This is a genomic window from Leptospira fletcheri (assembly GCF_004769195.1).
Taxonomy (GTDB): Bacteria; Spirochaetota; Leptospiria; order Leptospirales; family Leptospiraceae; genus Leptospira_B; species Leptospira_B fletcheri.
The window spans coordinates 649,866-671,960 of sequence record NZ_RQET01000004.1 but is presented as its reverse complement, the minus strand read 5'-3'; the positions used below and the strand labels follow the sequence as shown (position 1 = coordinate 671,960).

The following is a 22,095-nucleotide window of genomic DNA, read 5'->3' as shown; positions in this document are numbered from 1 at the left end:
TGAATCCGTAAATTCCCGCCCGTACGTTAACGTCAGGACATGAAAAAAATAGGCATCGCCTCCGACCACGGGGGATTCGAGTTAAAAGAATATCTTAGACACGAATTGGCAAATTCGGTGGACATCCTCGACTACGGAACTAGGGACGAATCTTCCGTAGATTATCCGCTCGTCATAGGCGAAGCCTGCAAGAAAGTACTTTCTGGCGAAGTGGAAGGACTGATCGCCCTTTGTGGGACAGGGATCGGAGCTTCGATCGCGGCAAATAGATTCAAAGGAATCCGGGCGGCGCTCTGTCACGACGAATTCACGGCGGAAATGTCAAGACGCCATAATAACGCCAACGTCCTCGTTCTGGGCGGACGTGTTCTAGGAAAAGATCTAGCCGCCCGTATCGCGCAAAAATGGCTAACCACAACTTTCGAAGCGGGACGTCACGAGAGACGCGTGGGTCAATTGGATTCGATCAGCTAAATAGCGATTGCCGATCGGGATGACTAGGATGAGGAAATTCGGTACTTCCTTCGGTAAAATCTCCCTATCTTTTTTTCTGCTGCTCCTAAATATCACGCCGCTTTTTCCGGAAAAGGCGTCTTTCGTCCTAAATTCGTTTCACACGAAAGATCTAAGGCTGAAAAAATCCGACAACGGTACTCTGATCATGGACCTGGCCCCTAGAGATAGAAAACAGGGGGCCGATCTCTTTTTCGATTTCGAAGAAGAACAGGCAGGGGAACTACAGGATAAAACCGGCGGATACCGCGTCCTCTCCTCCTCCTACATGGTGGACGAGTCCCAGTCTCACACGGGAAAAAGATCCGCCAGATTTGCCGGAAAAAGATCCGGAATCAAAATCTCCGGTAAAACGAAAGGAATCCTGACCTCTTCCGATCTAAAAGAGGAATATTATATATCCCTATTCCTTTTACCGGGAACTTTGGATAAGGAAGCCACTCTCTTAAACAAAGGATTGTACACTCGCGGAAAACGTTTCGGCTGGGATCTAAAAATAAAGGATGAGATTCCCGTATTAGAGTTTTATAATTTTTTTGAAAAAGAGAATAAAACCTTTTCCTCCCTTAAAATCGTAGGAAGGGAAAGAATTTCCAGATCGAAATGGAATCACCTTGTAATCCATTTTCGCCCGATGCAAAGGGAGATCGTATTTTACGTGAACGGAAAGGAAAACGATAGAGCGACCCTTCCGCGCCGAGAGTCGATCGTCCGCATCGGATTTCATCCGGAAGATACCACTCCGTTCGTTTTGGGAGAGAATTTTTACGGCTGGTTAGACGATTTTCTGACGGCCAAGGGAGCGCCGGACTTGGAGGAACTTTCCACTCCCTATAGCGGACAAACCTACGACCAATCCTCTTTTACTGCGGGAGCCAAATTCGGAACCGCAGTCTCCCCCGTATATAAAACGAAGTATACGAATTCGGTGCCGGAAGGTCTGACCTTGAAAGCAAAGATACCGAAATCCTCCTTTTTGGAATTGTATTTTCGATTTTCTCCTCGCCCCTTTCCTCGATCCGGGGAAGACGGACCGAATTGGAAGTCCGTAGATCTCAGAAAACTCGAAGATTATTTGCAGGAAGATCTTTCCTCGGACGAAGAAACGGAAACACCGCCTGCGCAGAGGAAGTTCCAGACGTATAAGATCCCGTTGGATAAGAATCTTCCTCGTTTCAAGTATTTTCAAGCGAAGCTGAAATTCAAGTCGGACGCTTCCGGAAATACGGGTCCCGAACTGGAAAGTTTATCTTTTTCGTATAACGAGAACCTCCCTCCAGTCAAGCCTATGGGTTTGCAGGTTGTGTACATGGACGACGCCTATCCTGACACGGGAAGTCCCCGCGTATGTCTTAGTTGGACTCCGAATCCTGAAAAGGAAGTCCGGGGAAAAGCCGGCGGATACGTGATTCATTATGGAGTCGGCCCGAACAGAATGGTCGGAATTCTAAAAGGCACTCGTACGGATCTGGAAAAAGGCAAAATGCCCGTCCTGTCCATCTCAGATCGGGAAAAACATCCGATGAGCGAATATCTGGACCCCGTCCGAGGAGAGGACCCGTCCTGTCCGAACAAACAGAAGACGGGCGGGCAAAAACTTTGCCAGTGCATCGACAATCGATTGATCAGCTTGAACGCGGAAAAACCGGAAGAAGACAAACATAAACTCTCGAAGGGAAAAAAGAAAAAACCGATTTCGGATCCTTATGACAAAAAACTTCTGTTTTTACAAAAAGGACTTACCTTCTATTTTAAGATTGCCGCTTACAATTCGCTCTACGATCCGGCGGACGGTGCGGACCAGATCAGTCCGTTAAGCGACCCCGTCGAGGTCTATTTCCTCAGCGAGTAGAACTTTCATCAAAGTCTGTTTTCTGTACCGGGAATCCAGAGATAAAATTCCGTCTAGGTCGGAAAGGGATGCGGAAGCCACGTCCAACCACTCCTCCCAGTTCAAGTCCGCCGAGGCGGACAGTTTTAATGCAAGGGAGATTTCCTCCTTTTTGACCGGAAGGATTTCGGCGAAAAAATTTTTGGACTGCGCCCAAAGAATTTCCCTTCGCGAAAAGTCGCGTTCCATGGAAAGAATCGCTTGGACGGACGCTAAAGAAACGCAAAACAACGCGTTTTTTTTAGTAAGCGCTTCAAGCGCATTTTGGATCTCTTTCTTAGCTTTTGATTCGCCTAAAAGCAAGGTATAAAAGGAATTTTTAGCGAGAAGTAACTTCAAATCTCGGTTCCGGAATAGATCTGGGCCAGTTCTTTTAACGCTTCCAATCGACGATATGTGTCGGAGCGGAAAATTTCGTTTCGAAAGCAGGTCCTAAGCAATTCGGAAGCGGACATTTCTCTTTCGCTCGCCTCTCTCCTCAATAGTTCGAATTCTTCCTCGGTCAGGAGCATTTGGAATCGGCGTTCTACGCGTGCCATCACTCCTCTTCTTTCAGCTCCTTTTCGTTTTTCAAGTACGTTCCGAAATAAATACGAGAATCTTTAAGTTGTCCCAAACTTTCGTAGATCGCCCCTATATTATAATTCGCTTGGTTTAAACGAAAATCGTATTTGAAGGATTTGCGGAAAATCTGAATGGCCCTGTCCTCCCGCCCGGCATACCACTCCGCCAACGCCCACAAAAAAAACCATTTTCCTAGATCCGGATCCCGCGGAGAGATTTTAGAAAGACGGTCGAGAGACTCTTCGAAGATGCCGGCCGATCTTAGATAGTTGTCCCGGATCCGCTTCGTTTTTTCCATTCTGGAAAAAACGTCTTCGTCGTACTTAGGCAATTCTAGATCGGACCTCCAAAGTAATGCCCTGGCCAAATACAATCTGAACATCAATTCGGCCGGATTCTTTCTAACATATTCCTCCAAAAAAGGGAGACTCTGAGCTTCCTGTCCGCTTTGATGCAGGATCAAAATCTTCTGTTTTGCGTTCTTATTCCATTCTCTGCGGTTTTCCTCCTGGGAAACCAAAGGACCAGAAACGAAGACGATGGCAAAGGCGGCAAAAAAAATTTTGAGCATGGGAATCCCGATCCCGACCGGATCAAATGTACGTGTAAAGATTCTTACCGCCTTCGGGATAAGGCATAGGTACGATTTCCCAGCTCTCGCCTGTCTGTTCCAAAATTTCGGAAAGACTTTCTTTCATTTCCTCCCGAGAAAGAACGAATATCTCGCTCGGGGATACCCCGAACGCATAGTCCTCGGCTCCTAGCAAAGGTTGTACTCGTTCCAGAACCGTCTTTCTCCATTTTTCGGCGGAATCATAATCCCTTTGTCCTTTCAATCGAATCTTAAACAGATTGCATCGACTTCTTTCGCCGTGAGTCGCCCAGCGAAGTAATAGGAACTGAATCTGAACAAGGTCTCGTTTGTCCTGGATCGCGTGGGAGGCATGCTCTATCTCGAGTTGCAGAAATGCTTCCTCCACGGGATCGATGGATCGTTCCACGGATTCCAGGATTCGGTCGGCAAAATCGGAATTCGGAGGATCGGGAAACAACAGAAAAAATCGAAAATCCAAACCGGACTTGAACAAAGGAAAAGACACGATCCGAATCACTCCGTCCAAATCCGCAGGATCGAATTTTTTCCGGAAGAAATGATCGTTTCTACGTTCCTCCGTAACGTCTATAATAGAAACCTGATTGTTCTCTTCCCCCAAAAACTGATCCCCGTACAGGAATATCATATTTTGCCTCGTGTACGGTTGCATTCCCGACGTGACCACGGGAAGATATGCTCCCTTTCTCCTGTCATAGAAATGGATGGTGAAGGATTTCAGATGATACGACGAAAAGATCGTCAGATAATACTTCAAAAGCGAAGAGGAAGAGGAATCCAAACCTTGGTGAATTTCGTCTAGAACCTCCAGGACTTTTCTCTTTTCCCGGATCGGTTGTTCGTCCAACCAAGTACGGAAACGTTCCGAAAGGGCAATTTCCTCGTTCGGATCCGTCTTGCGTATTCCCCACCAAGCTCTGGCCCAAAGAAAAAATCTGGATTTATGTTGGAGAGCGATCCCCCTGGCGGCCTTCAATCCGATCTCTGCGAGTCCGCTCACTCGCAGGGCTTTCGCGAGGAGTCCGCTATCTTTCGGTTTCTCCTCCGTCGCCGGAATTTCCTCCACGCTTCCGGATCGAACCTTATCCACGAGCCTTGCCAATTCGTCCGTAAAAATGGAGTCCCTTTTCCTTTGGATCGTTTCCACGAAATCCGTCGAAGGTTCCGCTACGGAAACCAATTCGGGTATCGGATACGCTGCCGATCCCGCGACTCGGTGTTTCGGTTCTCGTAAAAATTTCGGAGTCAGAAAGGAATCCTTTGGAAGATCGAAAGGCAAAACATAGAACGTATCGCCGGATAAATTCACCGTTTCGTATACCGGAGGGGAAGGCGACGGAATTTCCGCCGGTGCCGAAGATCGGGCCGATTCGATCTTCTTCAGAGTTTCCTCCGCGATTCTCTCCGATAACAATTTCGTCAGCCGAGCGATATCCGAATTTTTATGCAGGGATCTAGTCGATCTTCTTCTTAGGAAAAATATCGCAAGATCCAGAGTCAGCAAAGCCGCGAATAATAGAGGAAAAAACATTAAAAGTTTGGAATTTACTTCCGGAACGAGAAGAAAAAAACCCTGTATAAACGCGGATTGGTTTTCGGGAAAAGATAAATAATAAGCCCTGTATTCGGTTTCCCCTATGGTAACTGCCTGGAAATCATTGCCGTTCTCCTTTAAAGAGAGAAGTAAGTCCTCCGAAATTCGAATCGGGTCGGCTCCCCTTTTCCGAGAGCCCCATTCTTTAAAAGATCCGATTTTCAGTTCCGGAAAAAAATATTCGCTCCGACCTTCTACGTCGAAATAGAATTTATCCTTGTCCAAGACGGCCAAAACCGCGAGTTGCTTATCATAAATCGGAACAAAGAATACCGGCTCCCCCTCCAGATTCAAAAGTCGGCTCGTCTTTCCTTCCCAAGCTTGGATCAATAGCTGCTTTATCGCGAGAGTTTCGAACTCGGGAGCAGAGCCCGTCTTGTCCAAAGAATCCCATATGGCGAATTTTCGTACGGGCACCGGTAGATTTTGCGTATCCAATAGGCTCGGATCGCCAATCCGTATTTCACGTTCCAAGTTTACAAGATTTTTGTTAAACGACGTGAACGCCGTCTTGAGCTTAGATCGGTAATAAACGCCGTCGGGGAAATAAGGCTCAACCCAAAAGACGAGCACCGAAAACAGACAGGCAAAAGCGAGAAGTACGCGTAATTTTGATCCGATCATCGATTTTCACCCCGAATTTTAGACAAGATGTCCGCAAGATTCAATTTCAGCCTCAATCGACTCTCCCTCTCCGTAAATCTGGCCTCGTTCTTTAAAGAGCCGTAAAGGCTTCCCCCCAACAAACCTCCGAGCAAAGCCAAAAAGGAAGCGCCTAGAGCACCTAAAATAGATAACAACTGCTGTGGCCGAGGCGGCTGCGGAGAATTCAAAAATAATTCGATGGACCCCTTTCTAAATCTTTGCCAAGTCACTCCTTCAGAGAAGGTTTTTCTCTCGGAAGATTTCAAAACGGAGGAATAAATCTCGGAGCCTGCAGATTCATCGTCGACAAAAGAATTCAAACGGGCGTCTTTACCGGGCAATACGGAAGCGGTGGGAGCCAGGTTCGTTTCCAGAAGATCGAATTGTTGTCCTTTTCTTTGGAAGGCTATGTACAAAAATCCGTCGTAGGCAAAACTAGGAAGATACGATCTGCGGGTCGCCTTGGATTCGGCAACGATGCGATCTGCGTCTTCCTTAGACATTTGGAAATAGAAAAGGCCGTCGGAAGTCCGGTAGAGAAGATCCCCTTGTCCATCTACAGCCCACTCGCCGGGGCGAATCTCCAATCCTCCCAATCTTAAATCGACCTGAAAAATCGGCTTCACAGTGTCGGAAGAATAGGCAAGCCGAAAGGAAGATTCGTAAATTCGTACGAAGTCCAAATGATTCGACAAAAGTAACTCTCTACCTATGTCCCCGACGCGATTTTCCGTATTCGAATACGGATATTTCCGAATGATATATTCGATTCTTAGCCCGAAATCGTAATATGTATCCGTAAATCGATTTAGGAGTTCTTCCGCAAACTTCTCTTTTTTTACGAGGTAGGCTCGATTCAGAATCTGGACGGGAGAAAAGAAAAGGGATTCCTTCCAAGCGGCGGGAAAAAAAGGAATGGAAAGAAGAATAGGACATAGCAAGATCAGGGAAAGGATCCGAATCCGCCTGCTTCGAAAACGAGGGTTCACTATTTTAGTATCGGCCAATCCGTCCGATCCGATCAGTCTAATTGTCGGGATCTTCGAATTCGTCGCTAGGCATACATAAGATGATTTTTTACGTTTTTATCGATGGGATCGGATTCGGGGAAAACGACCCGGAAAAAAACCCTTTTTCCAGATATGCAAAGGGGATTTTTCTCCCCCTAGGAGGAAAAAACCTCCCGCCAGATTCCCCACCTCGCTTAAGAGAATTGGTCTACTTGAGGACAGACGCGTCTATGGGAATCAAGGGACTCCCGCAAAGCGCCACAGGCCAAACTTCTCTCTGGACGGGAATCAACGCATGTCGCGTCTTAAACCGGCACATGAGCGGTTTTCCCACCTTCACACTGAAACGCATCATCGCCAAATATTCCATCGTGAAAATTCTGGAAGAGCGTGGCTTTAAGGCCGACCTACTGAACTGCTATACCCCCGGATTTACGGAGCACGTAAAGAAAAACCCGCGTCAAGTTTCGGCTTCCACTTTGATCCAATTGGCCGGAAATAAATCCCTGAAAGGAATGGACGATTTACGAGCCGGAAAAGGGTTATATATGGATATCAGCAGAGATTTCCTTCGAAAATTCGGCCGCGATTATATAGACAAAGAGGATCCGATCCTGGAAAAACAGGATCCATACAAAACGGGAAAGGAGATCGTACCGGCAGTAAGAGCGGATCATACATTGTGCATATACGAATATTTTTTAACCGATAAAGTCGGACATAAAATGAGTTGGACCGGTGCGGAACGTTGCATCGAGGATTTGGAAGAATTCCTTTTAGGCGTGTTAGAGGCCATGGATCCGGAGGAGGACCAACTCATCTTAACCTCGGATCACGGTAATCTGGAAGATTTAAGCGTCGACGTTCATACTTTAAATTCGGTTCCGACGATCCTGTACGGTAGATACACGGAGCAAATGAAGGATAAGATCCTGCAATTAAAAGATATTCCCCATGCGATCTACGATTGTCTGGGTATAGAATTGGCGATGTCCGAAGAGGAATTCATCAAAGTTTCCGGGGAATCCGAAATGGCGGATTCCAAAACTTCTATCTAGTATTTCCAGTCGTCGTCCGTGGAATCATCTTGCGCGGGCTTCGCTTTTGCGGAACTTCCGTCCCTGTAATTCAAATCGTCCTCGATCTGATCCAGAGCCTCTTTCTTCCATGCTGCGGCTTTCCTACCGAGTGCATTGTCATGATTCCTGTCGTTCGCTTCCTGGAATATGGACGCAGCCTTTTCGTAATTTCCTCGTCTAAAATAAATGGTCCCTTTCCGGAATAAAGCGGTCTGGTCCATAGTGGAATCGGAGTTTTCCAAAATCTTATTCAAATATTGTAATGCGGAATCCGATTTGCCTAGTGAATCGTAACTCTCCGCGATAAAATACCAAGCCTGTTCCCTGGCTTTTTCGCTGACCCCTAGATCAAGAGCTTTTTTCAGAGCATCGATCGCTCCGTAATATTGTTTACGGAAATAAAGTTGCCTTCCTTTCTCCAGCAATCCCGTCCTGAATTCGGAATCCACGGAACTCTTATCTTTGTCGAAGTAAGCATCAGCTTGTACGTAATCTTCGTAGACGTCGTATGCGGACCAGTCCCGGCCCATTTTCCGTAGAGATTTTCCCCAGCGAACCCGAGCCTTTACGTTTTCCGGATCCTCTTGTAACGCGAGAACGTAATTCTTTCTGGAGAGTTCATAGTTTCCTTTCTTCATATAATAATCGGCGATAGCGGAAAGAGCGTTGGAGCGCAGTTTATTATCTCCGGAAATCCGTAATACTTCCTCCAAATGCCCCTTTCCTTCCTCGTCCCGATTCAATTTCAACAACAGATTGCCGAGCCCGTAGGCGACTTTCGCTCTCTCCTCACGGGAAAGATCATCCTTCTGATTCAACTCTCGATATATACCTAGGGCCAACATTTTATCGTTCGTTTTTTCTAATGCTCTGCCTAGATCGTATTTTATACGGAAAACGAATTGGGTCGGAAGTTCTTTAGCGGAAAGTTCGGAGAAAATATCCAAAGCTTTTTCGGTGGATTTAGCGTTGGAATGTTTAAGATACTCCTCGCCTTCCCGTATCTTTTCGAGAACGCTTCTGTTTCCGCCGTCGTTCTCCTGAATCAATGCGGTATAAATACCGGTCAGTAAACCGGCGCATATGAATAAGAATCCGGTTACTAATATGATGGAACGGTTCAATGCCTTCCTCCGCCGATCTTTGCGAGACAATGCTTGGTCCAAAACTCGGTCCGATCCGGGTTATAGGATTTCACTTCTTTTTGAACGAAATATTGCAGTGCCCTTCTGTATTCTCCGCTATTATAATAAGACAGGCCGACAAAAAATTTCGCCTTTCCGCGGAGATCTGGGTTCTCGACTTGTTCATATGCAGCCAACTGTCGAATCGCTTCCGAAAAATCCTTTTTCCAATACGTCGCTTTTAGGATCCGATTCAATTCCTCATCCGACAAAGAATTTCCTGCCAGAGAATTTTTATTTCCGTTGTCGGATGTCGGTTCCTTATTGGCTTCCTGTTCGGCCGTTTGTCCTTCTCCCGAGCCTGCGACTGCTACATAAGAACTATCTTGCGAAAGGGTAAAATCTTCCTTGTCTCCGCGTTTGACCGTGACACCGAAATATACGGTACTTTTGGAGGGTTTCATCCGGACCATTACGCTCGTTTCCGGATGGGAAACCTCCCCTAATTTTCTGACGTTTCCGCCCAAAAAGGTGGCGAGACCACCTGACAAAGGTTTGGCGGCTTGATAAACGGAATAGATCGTATTTTCATCCGGATTCTCCGGAGCCTTCCAATCCAATCGGAATCCACCGTCTACGGTAGCCGCATTCAAATCTTTCACGTGCATTTCGTCGAAAGAATAGTCCGGTCGAGTGACGGAATCATCCTGCCCCGGAGGCTTTCTTTTGTCCTGATCATAAACGTAAAATTGACGGACAAAAGATTGGTTCTGTATCAGCGGAATGACTTCTTTCAATCCCTGCTTAACGGAAACTCCGTAATATAAAGTCTGGGACTTATGGAGATCCTGATCTAAAAAGGTGTTTTCGGGATGGGAGACTTCGGCTAACTTTTCCGCCTTGCGCATCAGACTTAGACTAGAAAGCGGCTCCGCAGATCGATACACCGTGTAGATGGTTTCTCCTGAAAGCCCCGCTCGGATCGGTTCCCAGGAGACTCGAAGATATTTCCCTTCCCGTTTTACCGAAATGTCCGTCACACGCGCATCGTCAGCAAGACTTTTCCTCTTATCATCCTCGGTAGGCGGATTCGAGTTGTCTTTGGTTTGTTCTATCACGATCGGAATCGTAGTAAAGTTCCTATTTGCGACGAGTTTGAGATCTTTTTTTCGGACGTGATGGGATAATACAACCGCATAATAATACGTCCCCGGTCGGAGATTATAATCGTAAATTTGATTTACGCCGTTCGCAATCCCGCTCGGAAATTTACCCAGAGAATCCGCGATATAGCATTTTTCGGGAACATCAATCACGCTAGGACTCCTAGCGACGATGATCTCGCCCGTCTCTCGGGGAGGTTCCCAGATGATCCGAACGGATTTACCGTCCTTTAGAATTTCCACGTTTATGGAACCTGCAACACCGTACATTTCGGTATCCGCACGCAAAACTTCCTGCTGTTGAGCGTCCGCTATACCGGTTAGCGCAAAAAGGCAGAATAAGAATAGAATCCGAGCGCGGGTCTTCATTTAGAAATAAGGTTCCGTATATAGGTATCGGAACCGGGAAACTGTTTTTTTACTTCGGTTTTTTTCCGAATCGACGGAAAATAAAAATATCGGCGACATATCGGTGGCCGGGAACTAGATAAGACATAATAAATACTCCGAGAACTGAATGAGCGACCTGGAATATTACTATGACCCCGAGTATCAGAATTTTCTTCTTTCAAGCAAGAGAAGAGAGATCACCCCGCCGGAACTCGTATTTAAACATTTTCCGATGAAAGACGTTGTGAACGTGGTGGATTTCGGGATGGGTTTGGGTTTCTGGACCGACCATTTATTGAAATCCATCCACAAAGAAGGTTGGGTTTGGGGCGCGGAATGCAATCAAGATTTACTGGACGAGGTGCTGCATAGAAAAAACCAGGAGGATATCAAAAGATTCACGCCATTTTACATGGAGAAGGCGGATCGTCCTCTTCTTCCTGAATGGATTCCGGTTCCGGAAGTTGTATTTGCCTCTTTGGTCCTGTCCACATTTCCGGATCCCGGCCAAGCGATGGACGGATTGATCCGATCCATGAAGAAAGGCGGCAAACTGATCGTGCTCGACTGGGTAAAAAACGAATTTCCTCTAGGTCCGAAAATCAACGATAAAATCTCTTTGGACAAAATGAGATTTTTGGCGGAACAGTATCGTCTGGAAGTCGTTAAGACGGTTCGGATCGGCGAGAACGTATACGGTTTGGAAATCCAAGCTGGCGCCGATTTCGAGTACGGCTATTACGATCTCAAAGAGGAAGAAACCTATTCTGAAGAGCTGATCCGCTCTTAAAGATCCTTTTTTAGCCCCGCGAATTCCGGCGCTTTTAGCCGACCGCGGCTAAAATTTGCCCGGATATTTTTCCCTCTTTTTCAGGGTCGGGAAGGTATTCACCGATTTGTACGGTCAAGAATTGCCCCGGACTGAGTGCACGCAATTCTCTCTCGGGCAAGATTACTTTTAAATAATTGTCCGTGACAGCCACGCCGTCCTTTTCGAGGATCGCCTCTCTTCTGTTCCCGGATTGTGAACGCGCATAGTCCGAATGCAAACTCCGGGATAGTTTCATCAACTCGTGAACCCTTTCCTTCTTTTGCTCCTTGGAAACGGTCTCGGGAAATTCCTCCGCTGCCGTATTGCGTCTAACGGAGAAAGGGAAGGCATGAATTTTAGCGAAACCTAATTCAGAAAGAAGGTTCTTAGAATCTTCGAAATCCGATTCCGATTCTCCGGGAAAGCCCACGATTACGTCCGTTCCTAAAAAGAGATCCGGTACTTTCGATTTTGCCAATTCTATCCGTTTGCGGAACGTCGTCGGATTATAACTTCTCTTCATTCTTCTCAGAATTTCCCGGCTGCCGCTTTGCAAAGGTACGTGTAGGAAAGAGCAGAATCTAGGATGCGTCAAAAATTCCACCAACTCGGTTCCTACATCGGGAGGTTCTATGGAAGAAAGGCGAAGACGGGAATATTCCAGCTTATTCAGAATCCCTTCGAGCAATTTCGGAAACGCTTTTTTTCCTTCGCTATCCCTGTACCAGCCTAGGTTTACTCCCGTAAGCATGATTTCGCCTACGCCGCTATCCTGTAAAAAGGAAACCTGGTCGATCACATCCTTCCAATCTCGACTCACCCCTTTTCCCCTCGCTTGAGGAATTTTGCAGTAGGAACATTTTCTATCGCAGCCATCCTGAATTTTCAGATAGGCTCTCGTATGCCCATTCGGAAGGACGTCGGAATAGGAAAAGCGATCCGCAATCGTATCGGATTCGAAGGAGATCCCCCCTTCTTTTTCCAAGATCATGGAAGGAAGAAGGGATTTTTCCCCGTTTCCCACCACCCCTGCTATTCCCGGAATCGCTTCCAAGGACATACGGTCCGTCTCCGCATAGCAGCCGGTCACCCATACGCGAGCTCCTGGATATCTTTTTACCGCATTTCGGATCACGTTTCTGTTTCTGGAATCCGCCTTGTTAGTGACAGTGCAGGTATTGACAACTACGACGTCAGGAATCTCGCTTTCTTGGGCAACTCTGTATCCGTGTTTGTTTAAGGCGGAAAACAATCCGTCGGATTCGAAAAAATTCAGGCGACAACCTAAAGTGTGGAAAAGGACTTTTTTATCATCCTTGGGTAAGGGCATGGATTCTGGCCTCGATTCTCTGGAGGTTTCCTTTGAATTTTTCGTCTTCCGGTTTTATTTTGAGAGCGGCATCGATCTGCTCTCTCGCACTTTTAAACTGGTCCAACGCCTTCTTCACGTTTCCCCGTTTGGCTTCCTGGTTGCCTCCCTTTTCATAGACCAAGGCCAGGTTGTTCAAAACATTTGCGTTGTTCGGGACGAGAGACTGCGCCCATTTCAGGCTGACTTCCGCTTTTTCGGCGCTCCCTAAATAATAATAAACTTGGGCTTCCAAAACCAAAGGCCGGTAATCGTTGGAATCCTCGGCCTTTAATTTTTCGATAACATACAGTGCGTCTCTCGCCTTTCCGTTGTACAGTAATGCGGTTGCATATAAGAGACGTACTTCCCGATTCTTGGGATCCGTTTCGTAGGATTTAGTGATGATCTCCAGAGCGTCGTCGTTTCTACCGACTTGCAAAAGGTATCTGGTAAAATCCGCACTCACGACAGGATCTCCGGGCTTCAATTTTAAAGCCTCGGACCAATGGGTTCCCGCGGATTTCATTCTTCCGGCTTTATAATGACAGAAGGCAGCAAGATAATGCGTTTCATAACTGCGTTTTCCCTGTTCGTGCAGAGTCCGTATGATCTCCAGGGCCTTTTCAGTGTTTCCTTTCTGAAACTCGGCCAAAGCAGTTCGATAATCCGGCTGCTCCTGTGCAATCGCGTTTCCGCCGAAAAAATTCAGCAACAAGGCGCATAAAAGGACGGTGATTCTTTTTTGTTTAACCATCTCTATCTCTCTTTCTTCCGAACCGGAATCTATCCTTAGGTGGGAACTCCCGTAGACTTGGCGTTTAAACAGTCGATCAGCGAATGAAAAGGTTCCACCGGATCGATGAAAACGATAATACTCGGGTATCTGGTGATCAGAAAATGCTCGATCCTTTCCTCGGAAGCGATCTCGATTTCTCCGCTTTCCAAAACCGGCAGGCCATCCGAGTTCCGATATAACTCGTATTCTTCGTTATCGAGAAAATCGGTCAGGAGCATATAACCGGATCCATAATAGACCCCGCCCTGAAAGTAGTATTTGTAAAGTACTCGTACCTCGGGAAGAAATAAATCCGGCTGAAAAACGCAGAGGGAAATTTTTTCGATTCCGGCTACCGTTCTGATCTTGCGAAGATGAAACCAAACCTTACGAACCAAGAGATAGGAAATCACGAAGATGACTGGGATCAGGTACGGCATAAGTTTCCCTCTGTCCTTATAGTCCTTCCCCGTCAATACGGCCGTTCTTTCAGAACGACCGTACCGATTTGCCAGTTTAAACTAAGGCAGGTTCTTCCGATCTTTCGGGGTTACTCGGAGAACTTCCCCCGCCCGGACCTTGGTCCGACGGTTTGTAGTCGGTCCAAAGTTCCTCCACGAAGTCCAATTTTCCGTCTTTGAACGAAACCGCGATCTTGGTCGGTTCCTTGTACGAACCTTTCAGAGTTTGGACGGCCATATAGTCTTCCAAATCTCTTTGGAAGACGCGACGCAAAGGACGAGCTCCGAATTTCTCATCGTATCCAACGTCCATAAAATGGTCTTTGGCTTCCTGGCTAAGGTCGATCTTGATCTTCTTATCCAGCAGGCGCTTATTCGTATCCCGAACCATGATATCGATGATTTTCATGATATCTTCTTTCTTGAGCGGTCTGAAATAAACCACTTCATCCACACGGTTGAGGAACTCGGGGTTGAAATGTTTCTTAAGCTGCTCTCTGGCTTGGTCGGACTTGTATTTGTCCTCCTCGCCGGAACGATCTTCGAATCCGAGCCTTACGCTGCTGGAAATCTCCTTCGCCCCGATGTTGGAAGTCATGATGATGATCGTATCCCTGAAATTCACCTTTCTTCCTTTGGTGTCGGTAAGGTTTCCCTCCTCCATCACCTGCAGAAGGATGTTGAAAATATCATGATGAGCTTTTTCAATCTCATCCAAAAGAATGATCGAATACGGTTTTTTGCGCACGAACTCGGTCAACTGACCGCCGTCATCATAGCCTACGTATCCCGGAGGCGCACCGATCAAGCGGCTGACCGCATGAGGTTCCATGTATTCCGACATGTCCACGCGAAGCATCGCGTCTTGGTCCCCGAACAGGAACTCCGCCAAAGCTTTCGCCAACTCGGTTTTTCCCACGCCCGTCGGACCTAGAAAGATGAAGGATCCTGTCGGACGTCTTTCCGCCTTGAATCCCGTACGAGCTCGCCGGACTGCTTTGGCGATCTTTTCGATCGCGTCTTCCTGCCCTACGACTCTAAGTTTTAACTCGTCCTCAAGGCGCAATAGCCTTTCGGATTCGCTCTCTTCCATTCTTTGGAGAGGAATGCCGGTCCATTGGGAAACGACGGAAAGAATATCGTCTTCGTCGATGGAGACCGCAAAGTCGTCCATCTTCTCTTGCCAAGCACGGATCTTTTCCTCTAACAGCTGTTTCTTACGGTTCACTTCGTCCCGTACACCGGCTGCCTTTTCATATTCCTGGGCTCGTACTAGATCCTCTTTCTTTTGGGAAAGGGATTTGATCTCTTCTTCCAAGTCCTTGATCGCCTGGGGTCTAGCGCAATTCGCGAGACGAGCTTTTGCACCTGCTTCGTCGATGATATCGATCGCCTTATCGGGAAGATACCGGTCGTTGATATAACGATGCGACAGTTTTACGGACTGCTCCAATGCACGATCCGAATAGCGAACCTTATGATGTGCCTCATAGGCTTTCTTCAGTCCGGTCAGAATCAGAATCGCGTCGTCCACGGAAGGTTCCGCTACTTTTACGACTTGGAAACGTCTTTCTAAAGCGGAATCCCGTTCGATGTATTTCCGATATTCCGTGCTAGTGGTCGCGCCGATACATTGCAGCTCTCCGCGGGCCAACGCGGGTTTCAGAATATTCGCTGCGTCCACAGCGCCTTCCGCAGCGCCTGCTCCGATCAAGGTATGCAACTCGTCTATAAAGATGATGATGTTATTGGAGGACGATATCTCCTTCATGATCTTCTTCAATCTTTCTTCGAATTCCCCGCGGTATTTCGTACCTGCGATCAAGCTGGCCAAATCCAAGGATAGAACCCGTTTTTCGAAAAGTAGATCCGGTACGTTTTTCTCCACGATCGCCAGAGCAAGACCTTCTACGATCGCGGTCTTTCCTACTCCGGACTCGCCGACCAAAACAGGATTGTTTTTGGTTTTTCTGGAAAGAATCTGGATCACCCTCTGGATCTCGTTGGATCTTCCAACCACCGGATCCAATTTTTTATCCCGAGCCAACTGGGTTAAATCCCGTGCGAACTCGTCCAAAATCGGGGTTTTGGTCTTTTCCGCACGGGGAGTTCCCGGCTGGGCCGTAGGCTGGCTGGAAACCCCGACCGTACTCGTAGGCGGAGCGCCCAATAGTCTGAGAATTTCTCCCTTAATAACGTTATAATTCACGCTGAAAGAGTAAAGCGCGCCGCCTGCTATATTGTTATTATCCCTCAATAAAGCCAAAAGGATATGTTCCGTCCCGACATAATTGTGCTTGAGACGTTTCGCTTCCTCTTTGGAAAGTTCGATGATCTTTTGGTATCTGTCCTGCCCTTGCGCCATATCCATCAAAAGAGTGGCGGAACTTTCTCTGGTTCGTCTTTCGACTTCCTTCCTGAGTTCGTTCAGGTTGATATTCAGGTTATTTAGGATCTTGATCGCTACCGAATCTTCTTCCTTGAGCAAACCTAAGAGGATATGCTCGGGACCGATAAATTCGCTGCCGAGACGTTTCGCTTCGTCTTGGGCGATCTCGTTGATTACTCGTTTGGCTCTTTTTGTAAACTCTAACATAATTGCGGCCTTCCCGGAGGGTTCTATCGATTAGACTGGTTTCGCATCAAATTTCCTACGGGAAGTACATCCCATAAGAAACATATCGGATGGATCTTTTAAAAGGGAAACCGAGTTGAAGAGGCTTTTCCCACTTCTTTTCCGAGTATTACTAGTAAGGCTAAATAGGAAACTAAATTGAAAAAGGAATTTTTTCCGTTTCGTCCGAAATTTTTTCGGAAAAAAATCAGTCTGCCTTGTCCTTCTTCCCGATAAAATCCCCAGTCCGTCGGTAGACGGAATCCTTCCAAAATCCCCGATTCCGTATACGAATCCGGAATCGCTACGGAAAATTTATCGCCTTCTCCCGAATTAGTGGGGCAGGAAGTCAAAAATCCGATCCCTTTTTTATAATCGAATCTTTCCTTGTCCCAAAATTTCTCGATAAAGGAAGAATCTAAAGTCTCCGAGAGATTAACAAGACTGTCCGTCACGTATTCCCATCGGAAATGATCCTCATCTCCCGTAAATAGAGTCCCTCCTTTCCAAGAAAACCTCGTTTCTTTTTCGGAAGGAAACCTTCTTTTTTTCTCTTCCGTTTCCGAGAGAGAAGGGACCGCATCCTCCGAAAGATCTATTTTTCCCGAAAACCAATCTAGAAAAAAACGTTCCGGCAGTTTTGTAGTCCGAACGGGGTATATGGAACCCTTCGGATTCCGAGCCACTCTGTACCTATAGGAAAAAGGTAGGGAATAAGAATCGATTTTTTTCCATCGGTCCACCTGAACGAGAGATTGGAATTCCTTCCATTCCGTATGCATCGGAAAATCAGTGGGAGGTTCCCAGATTCTTTCGGGTGTTCGAGGAATGAACCGAAGGTATTCTTCCCGAAAAAGCTCTACACAGTTAGAACAACCGACCCGTCCCTTTTTTTTCCAATCGGATGCGGAAATTCCGCAATAAACGCAGGATTCCATGACCGATTCACCGATTTTAACCCGGCTGGGAAACCGGAAGCGGGCGCAATTTTCCTTGGTAGATCTGGTTACGCCTATGGGCCAAGGCTGCAAGTTCCATGTCATGGGTTACAAGAATCAATCCGAAACCCAAGTCTTTTTGCAGATCCTGTATCAGTCCCATCAGGTTCCTGGAATTTTCCCGGTCCAGATTTCCAGTAGGCTCATCCGCCAAAATCAGGCGCTTTCCGGCCACTAAGGCGCGAGCCACTCCGACACGTGCGCTCTCTCCGCCGGACAACTGGGAAGGAAAACTTTCATAGCGATCCTTAAGTCCGACTTTGTCCAACATCCCCATTGCCTCTTCTCTCGCTTTGCCCGGAGAAGCCCCCCGGATCAATAAGGGGATGGAAACGTTTTCCAGGGCCGAAAAATCCGGAAGGAGAAGGTGGTGTTGGAAAATGAACGCGATCTTTTCGGCACGAAACGCCTCTTTTCCTTTTTCATCCAATTTTCCCAGTGAAACTCCGCAGACCTCGACTTCTCCGGAATCGAATCCGTCCATGGCGCCCAATAGATTCAATAGCGTGGATTTTCCGATTCCGGACTTGCCTTCGATGGAAAAGATCTCTCCGTCTTCCATATCCATATCCAGCCGGTCCAGGATTTTGAATTCCTTTTCCAGCACATGATAGGTTTTGACCAGATCCCGGATTTTTATCAGACTCACGTTAGTCGTTCCTTATCGTATCGACTGGATTCAAACTCGCGGCCCAACGTGCGGGAAAATATCCGGCGATCCCGGATAAAATCGTAGCAGCGGTCGTAACCATAAAGATAAACGCGATATCTATATCGACCGGAATCTTATCGAAATAGTAGATTCTTTTCGGAACCAATTCCACGGGAGTCCATTCCATTCCGAGGAGAACCGATATGTCCGGCCCGAGCATATTCATCACTTCCTCGATTCCGTTGATAATGTTTTCGAGGGAATTCGCTAAAAAGATTCCGGTGACTCCGCCGATCAAAGAAGCAAGGATTCCGACCAGCATCGCGTTTAACGTGAAGATCATCAGAATGTCCGAAGAAGGGAGTCCCAAGGCCTTCAATACGCCGATGGACTTCCGTTTTGCGCGAACCAAAGAATAGACGGAAGCGACCATCCCGAGTGCGGCGAGAAGGATAAACAGAAATACGATGATCGAAATGATCGTTTTTTCCAATCTCAACGCCGCCAAAAAATTCTCTTGTTCCTCCGCGATCGTTCTTACCGACAAAGAAGAGGCGACTTCGACCTCCCGCTCAAAATCGGGTTCGGAAAACAGTCGGAGTAACTTTCGTTTGCAGTATCCGAGGTCATCCAAGGTTTTTACTTTTACCGTAATCTGGTTCACGGAATTGCGCAGCTTAAAGAATTTCTGCGCGGTCGGAAGCGACATATAAACGTAGCGGGAATCGAACTGGTAGTTTCCTGTCTTGAAGAAACCGGAAACACGGAAATTCTCGACGCTCACTTCTACTCCCTTTCCCAGAGAGAATCGTCCGCCGGGAACGGCGAGGGTAAGTTGTCTGCCGAGGGAAAAATTGTACAGCCCTTCCATTTCCTTTCCGATGACGATATAATTTTCCTTATCTATCTTGGCCAATTCGTCCCGATTATAATGGACCACCCTCGGAAAATTAGGCAGTCGGGTATGCAAAAGATCCTCAACGTTGGAAACGGGAACGGCACGAATGATCACAGGATAAAAAGTATTGTAATTTTGGATCAAACCGTGGCTTTGTATGCCTCCTTCCACCGAAATGATTCTTTGTTTCAATTCCGGAGTTTTTTGGATCCAAGCAATCACTTTGTCGTAATCCGAGATTTCTCCGGCCCCGGAATTACTTTCGATCGTAATATGGGATCCGCCCTGCCATAGGGATTCCTTTACCTGTCTCTGGAATCCGTTGAAAATCGAGAGTACTACGATTAACAACGAGACTCCGACGGCCATGACTACGAAAGAGATTCTGGATTTCAGAGACAATAATCCGGCCGCTCTGGAGCCTCGAATGTATCGAGAGGTAAGTAAAAGTGCAAGCGGGGTTCGTGAGAAAAGAAAATTCATTTTAAAGAGAGTAAAATTACCGATGTCGATGGAATTGCTTAGTTTGACAATTCTACGATTTCGAAGCAGGATGTCAAAATAAAGTCGACTCCCTCTCGGTAATCGGAAAGAGTTCGATTTCATTCGAAAGGTTTATGGCTTCCAACCAAGTTTATTCTTTCCTCTTTCAATCCCGGGATAGCGCGTCCTCGTTATACGTACTCTTTGGCGGGATTGTGGATCCGGTTACCTCACATATAGAGCAATTGGATGTTGTCGCCGTCGGAAACGGAGAGCTGATCAATATCCAGTTGTCCGGGGCCACTTTCAAGGACGTTTCGAATATCTGCCAAAAAATCAAATATGAAGGTCGCCAGCTCAAAAATTTAACCAATAAGCTGAGCGAACTTTTCCAAAATTCCGGACAATCGGACGATTTCATGGAGCAATTGCTTCATTACATCAATAAGAAAGAAGACGAGAAAATCCGATATTTGATTACCCAAGTGGAGAACCAGGCTCTCGGAAACGTAAAACCGGACATTCAGGTCTGGTATTCCTTGATGGACCGGGAAAAGGCGGACGAAATTAGCGTAAGTCGCGAACCTTTGGAAAACATTGGCTCGGCAGGAGAAGAAGGACCTCCTTCCATGGAAGAATCCTCTGCGACGCCATCCCCGGCGGCTCTAACGATAGATTCTTCCATTCCGCAGAATGCCGTTCGCGTCCAATTCAAATTCATCCTTTCCCCCGTTTCCGGAATCCCCGTAAACCAATTGAAACCGGGAGACCAGATCCTAGTCCAGTTGCTTGCAGGAGATCCGACTACCCTCGGTGTCATAGATACGATGAAACTCAAAACCGAAGACGGATCGATTCGACCCGTCCCGGCCACGATCGTCGCTACCGAGAATAAAGGCACGGAAAGCGAGACCGTAATTCGAATCGGGGCCGACATATTCGGAAAGGTCTACGAAGAAGAGAACACGATTAAAGTTCGCCCGTATACCGGAGAAAAAGGTCCTTCAAAGGGAAGCGCAATCTCCCAGCATTCCGCGTCGAGCACCGAAGCTGGAGAATCGAGCCTACTCCTAACGGTCCTTATCGCGTTAGGAATCGTCGGCATCGGCATGGTGGCGGTCTTTGTATTTTTATTCTAGATTCCTTTTACTACACGAACCTGCTCAATGAAGAAAATCTCTAAATTACACGTAGCCTACGTCATTCCCTTCGTCCTTCTCGTCGTTTGCTTATTCCAACTTTTCCTCCAGCCCACTTTTCTGGATGCGAACGATACTACAACGATGGAGTCCATGTTGGACGGAAGCGGCAGAGAACCGATGTCCGGGTTTTATTTTCAGGGCGGCACGATTTCGCAAATGCTCCTGACCCAAAAGATCCTTGCCGAATTGAGCGACAACGGAGTTCCTGCAGACTCCCAACCGGAAGATACGATCGATAGAATGGGTCGGATCCTACTCGGTTTGAGGATCCAGATTTTCTTTTATTTCTTCCTTGGATTTCTGTCGGTGGCCTGTTTTCTTTCCTTATACTATAGGGCCTTCTTTTACTCTTTCCTAAATCGGATACTTTACGTTTTTGGAATAGTCTATTCCGTTTCCATTTTGCCCACGTTACTCGGTGCGGCGGTCAGGACTTCGGGAGCGAATTTTTGGGGATTTCCTACCGTACTTTTGGCCCTAGGCTGGATCGTCTTTTTAGCATATATGACCGTATCAGTTAGGCATATCTTCGACGACACGGAAGCGGACCGTTTTTCTTCCCTCCGAAATCTCAAGGAAGAAGAGGCCGAATTCAGGACGGGAAGCAAGGCGGAAAGCGAGACCATCTTTTTATCCGTCCTTCATTTCTTGAGTATCATCTTTCTCGGAGCTCTGGTCGGGAATCTGGTCTATATTCCCCTTTTTATGCTTCAGAAAAACTACACGAACCAATTCGGAATTCTGATGCTGATCTCGCTTTTGGTGCTGTGCGGGTTTTATGTTCGGAATTATCTACGCTTAGGTAGGAGTTCGGAATTAGGGAAGTTCCAAAACCTGGCGCTAGGCTTGAGTTATCTTCAGATGCGTTTCGTCAGAAATATTCTTTTCGGAGTCGTCGGTTTTACGCTAGTGATCATTTTCATCGTTTTCATTTTTTCCCTTTTGATAGTGAATATAAACGTGTTAGAAAACCTGTTTCCAGCGATCGACGGCGGCCAAAATCTCTAAGGTATTTTTTCCGGAAAGATAAATGGATAAAAGATGTAACGCGCATAACGGGACAAACCGCTTCGCATTTACGCTTCCTCTAAAAGCAAAATAATTTCCGATATGAACGAGCAAAAGGGCGATCAGCAATGCCTCGCTTCCCCTATGCGTAAAAGTAAGATAAAAACTTAAATAGACGGTTAAAAAAAAGAAACACCATACGGCCCGATTTTCCCAAGGTGGAGACTTTCGTTCCATAATACGATTCTAAAAAGGA

The 22,095-nt window shown here is 46.9% G+C and carries 21 protein-coding genes; 6 read left to right on the top strand and 15 right to left on the bottom strand.

The window, feature by feature from the left end:
• Positions 1-39 precede the first annotated feature (39 nt).
• On the top strand, positions 40-474 hold the full coding sequence (gene rpiB / locus EHO60_RS06475) for a ribose 5-phosphate isomerase B (RefSeq protein WP_135767331.1): 435 nt from the start codon (positions 40-42) through the stop codon (positions 472-474).
• A gap of 28 nt (positions 475-502) precedes the next feature.
• Positions 503-2,365 (top strand): fibronectin type III domain-containing protein, encoded by a 1,863-nt coding sequence (locus tag EHO60_RS06470; RefSeq protein ID WP_135767330.1) that lies wholly within the window; start codon positions 503-505, stop codon positions 2,363-2,365.
• Here EHO60_RS06470 and EHO60_RS06465 read toward each other — a convergent pair.
• Genes EHO60_RS06465 through EHO60_RS06445 form a run of 5 tightly spaced genes read right to left on the bottom strand, consistent with a single transcriptional unit; the run spans position 2,327 to position 6,809 of the window.
• Entirely contained in the window at positions 2,327-2,743 is a 417-nt protein-coding gene (locus EHO60_RS06465) for a hypothetical protein (protein ID WP_135767329.1), read from the bottom strand. The two genes, EHO60_RS06470 and EHO60_RS06465, sit on opposite strands and share 39 nt — an antisense overlap.
• Positions 2,740-2,943: a CopG family transcriptional regulator gene (locus EHO60_RS06460; protein ID WP_135767328.1), complete on the bottom strand. Its 204-nt coding sequence runs from the start codon at positions 2,941-2,943 to the stop codon at positions 2,740-2,742. Before EHO60_RS06460 ends, EHO60_RS06465 begins: the two co-directional genes overlap by 4 nt.
• On the bottom strand, positions 2,943-3,539 hold the full coding sequence (locus EHO60_RS06455; protein ID WP_135767327.1) for a tetratricopeptide repeat protein: 597 nt from the start codon (positions 3,537-3,539) through the stop codon (positions 2,943-2,945). Before EHO60_RS06455 ends, EHO60_RS06460 begins: the two co-directional genes overlap by 1 nt.
• A gap of 22 nt (positions 3,540-3,561) precedes the next feature.
• On the bottom strand, positions 3,562-5,799 hold the full coding sequence (locus tag EHO60_RS06450) for a hypothetical protein (protein ID WP_135767326.1): 2,238 nt from the start codon (positions 5,797-5,799) through the stop codon (positions 3,562-3,564).
• Complete coding sequence (locus EHO60_RS06445; RefSeq protein WP_135767325.1) at positions 5,796-6,809, bottom strand: hypothetical protein; 1,014 nt, start codon at positions 6,807-6,809, stop codon at positions 5,796-5,798. The genes EHO60_RS06450 and EHO60_RS06445 overlap by 4 nt, the downstream gene beginning before the upstream one ends.
• A gap of 80 nt (positions 6,810-6,889) precedes the next feature.
• Here EHO60_RS06445 and EHO60_RS06440 point away from each other — a divergent pair, with 80 nt between their 5' ends.
• Positions 6,890-7,888 carry a metalloenzyme gene (locus EHO60_RS06440; protein WP_135767324.1) on the top strand — a complete coding sequence of 333 codons (999 nt, stop codon included), beginning with the start codon at positions 6,890-6,892 and terminating at the stop codon, positions 7,886-7,888.
• On the opposite strand, the gene EHO60_RS06435 is transcribed toward EHO60_RS06440, so the two are convergent.
• Together EHO60_RS06435 and EHO60_RS06430 are read right to left on the bottom strand one after the other, a co-directional pair.
• Positions 7,885-9,033, bottom strand: coding sequence for a tetratricopeptide repeat protein (locus EHO60_RS06435; RefSeq protein ID WP_135767323.1), 1,149 nt, complete (start codon positions 9,031-9,033; stop codon positions 7,885-7,887). The genes EHO60_RS06440 and EHO60_RS06435 overlap by 4 nt on opposite strands.
• Complete coding sequence (locus EHO60_RS06430; protein WP_135767322.1) at positions 9,030-10,565, bottom strand: tetratricopeptide repeat protein; 1,536 nt, start codon at positions 10,563-10,565, stop codon at positions 9,030-9,032. The genes EHO60_RS06435 and EHO60_RS06430 overlap by 4 nt, the downstream gene beginning before the upstream one ends.
• 148 nt (positions 10,566-10,713) lie before the next feature.
• Here EHO60_RS06430 and EHO60_RS06425 point away from each other — a divergent pair, with 148 nt between their 5' ends.
• Complete coding sequence (locus EHO60_RS06425) at positions 10,714-11,376, top strand: class I SAM-dependent methyltransferase (protein WP_135767321.1); 663 nt, start codon at positions 10,714-10,716, stop codon at positions 11,374-11,376.
• Positions 11,377-11,410: 34 nt separating this feature from the next.
• Here EHO60_RS06425 and mtaB read toward each other — a convergent pair whose 3' ends face one another.
• From mtaB to EHO60_RS06390, 7 genes are all read right to left on the bottom strand, one after another.
• Positions 11,411-12,727, bottom strand: coding sequence for a tRNA (N(6)-L-threonylcarbamoyladenosine(37)-C(2))-methylthiotransferase MtaB (mtaB, locus tag EHO60_RS06420; protein ID WP_135767320.1), 1,317 nt, complete (start codon positions 12,725-12,727; stop codon positions 11,411-11,413).
• A complete protein-coding gene (locus tag EHO60_RS06415) occupies positions 12,708-13,502 on the bottom strand; it encodes a tetratricopeptide repeat protein (protein WP_135767319.1) in 795 nt (264 codons plus the stop codon). The genes mtaB and EHO60_RS06415 overlap by 20 nt, the downstream gene beginning before the upstream one ends.
• Positions 13,503-13,537: 35 nt before the next feature.
• Positions 13,538-13,963, bottom strand: a complete 426-nt coding sequence (locus EHO60_RS06410) for a hypothetical protein (RefSeq protein ID WP_135767318.1) — start codon at positions 13,961-13,963, stop codon at positions 13,538-13,540.
• Positions 13,964-14,039: 76 nt separating this feature from the next.
• Positions 14,040-16,580: an ATP-dependent Clp protease ATP-binding subunit gene (locus tag EHO60_RS06405; protein ID WP_135767317.1), complete on the bottom strand. Its 2,541-nt coding sequence runs from the start codon at positions 16,578-16,580 to the stop codon at positions 14,040-14,042.
• A gap of 98 nt (positions 16,581-16,678) precedes the next feature.
• Positions 16,679-17,536: an ATP--guanido phosphotransferase gene (locus tag EHO60_RS06400; protein WP_210409322.1), complete on the bottom strand. Its 858-nt coding sequence runs from the start codon at positions 17,534-17,536 to the stop codon at positions 16,679-16,681.
• Between the two features lie 16 nt (positions 17,537-17,552).
• Positions 17,553-18,245 (bottom strand): ABC transporter ATP-binding protein, encoded by a 693-nt coding sequence (locus EHO60_RS06395; protein WP_135767316.1) that lies wholly within the window; start codon positions 18,243-18,245, stop codon positions 17,553-17,555.
• Between the two features lies 1 nt (position 18,246).
• Positions 18,247-19,629, bottom strand: coding sequence for an ABC transporter permease (locus tag EHO60_RS06390; RefSeq protein ID WP_135767315.1), 1,383 nt, complete (start codon positions 19,627-19,629; stop codon positions 18,247-18,249).
• A 134-nt stretch (positions 19,630-19,763) separates the two neighbouring features.
• Here EHO60_RS06390 and EHO60_RS06385 point away from each other — a divergent pair, with 134 nt between their 5' ends.
• Together EHO60_RS06385 and EHO60_RS06380 are read left to right on the top strand one after the other, a co-directional pair.
• Positions 19,764-20,768, top strand: coding sequence for a hypothetical protein (locus EHO60_RS06385; RefSeq protein WP_135767314.1), 1,005 nt, complete (start codon positions 19,764-19,766; stop codon positions 20,766-20,768).
• 27 nt (positions 20,769-20,795) lie between these two features.
• Entirely contained in the window at positions 20,796-21,839 is a 1,044-nt protein-coding gene (locus tag EHO60_RS06380; protein ID WP_135767313.1) for an LIC_10230 family protein, read from the top strand.
• Here EHO60_RS06380 and EHO60_RS06375 read toward each other — a convergent pair.
• Complete coding sequence (locus tag EHO60_RS06375; RefSeq protein ID WP_135767312.1) at positions 21,795-22,076, bottom strand: hypothetical protein; 282 nt, start codon at positions 22,074-22,076, stop codon at positions 21,795-21,797. The genes EHO60_RS06380 and EHO60_RS06375 overlap by 45 nt on opposite strands.
• Positions 22,077-22,095 lie beyond the last annotated feature (19 nt).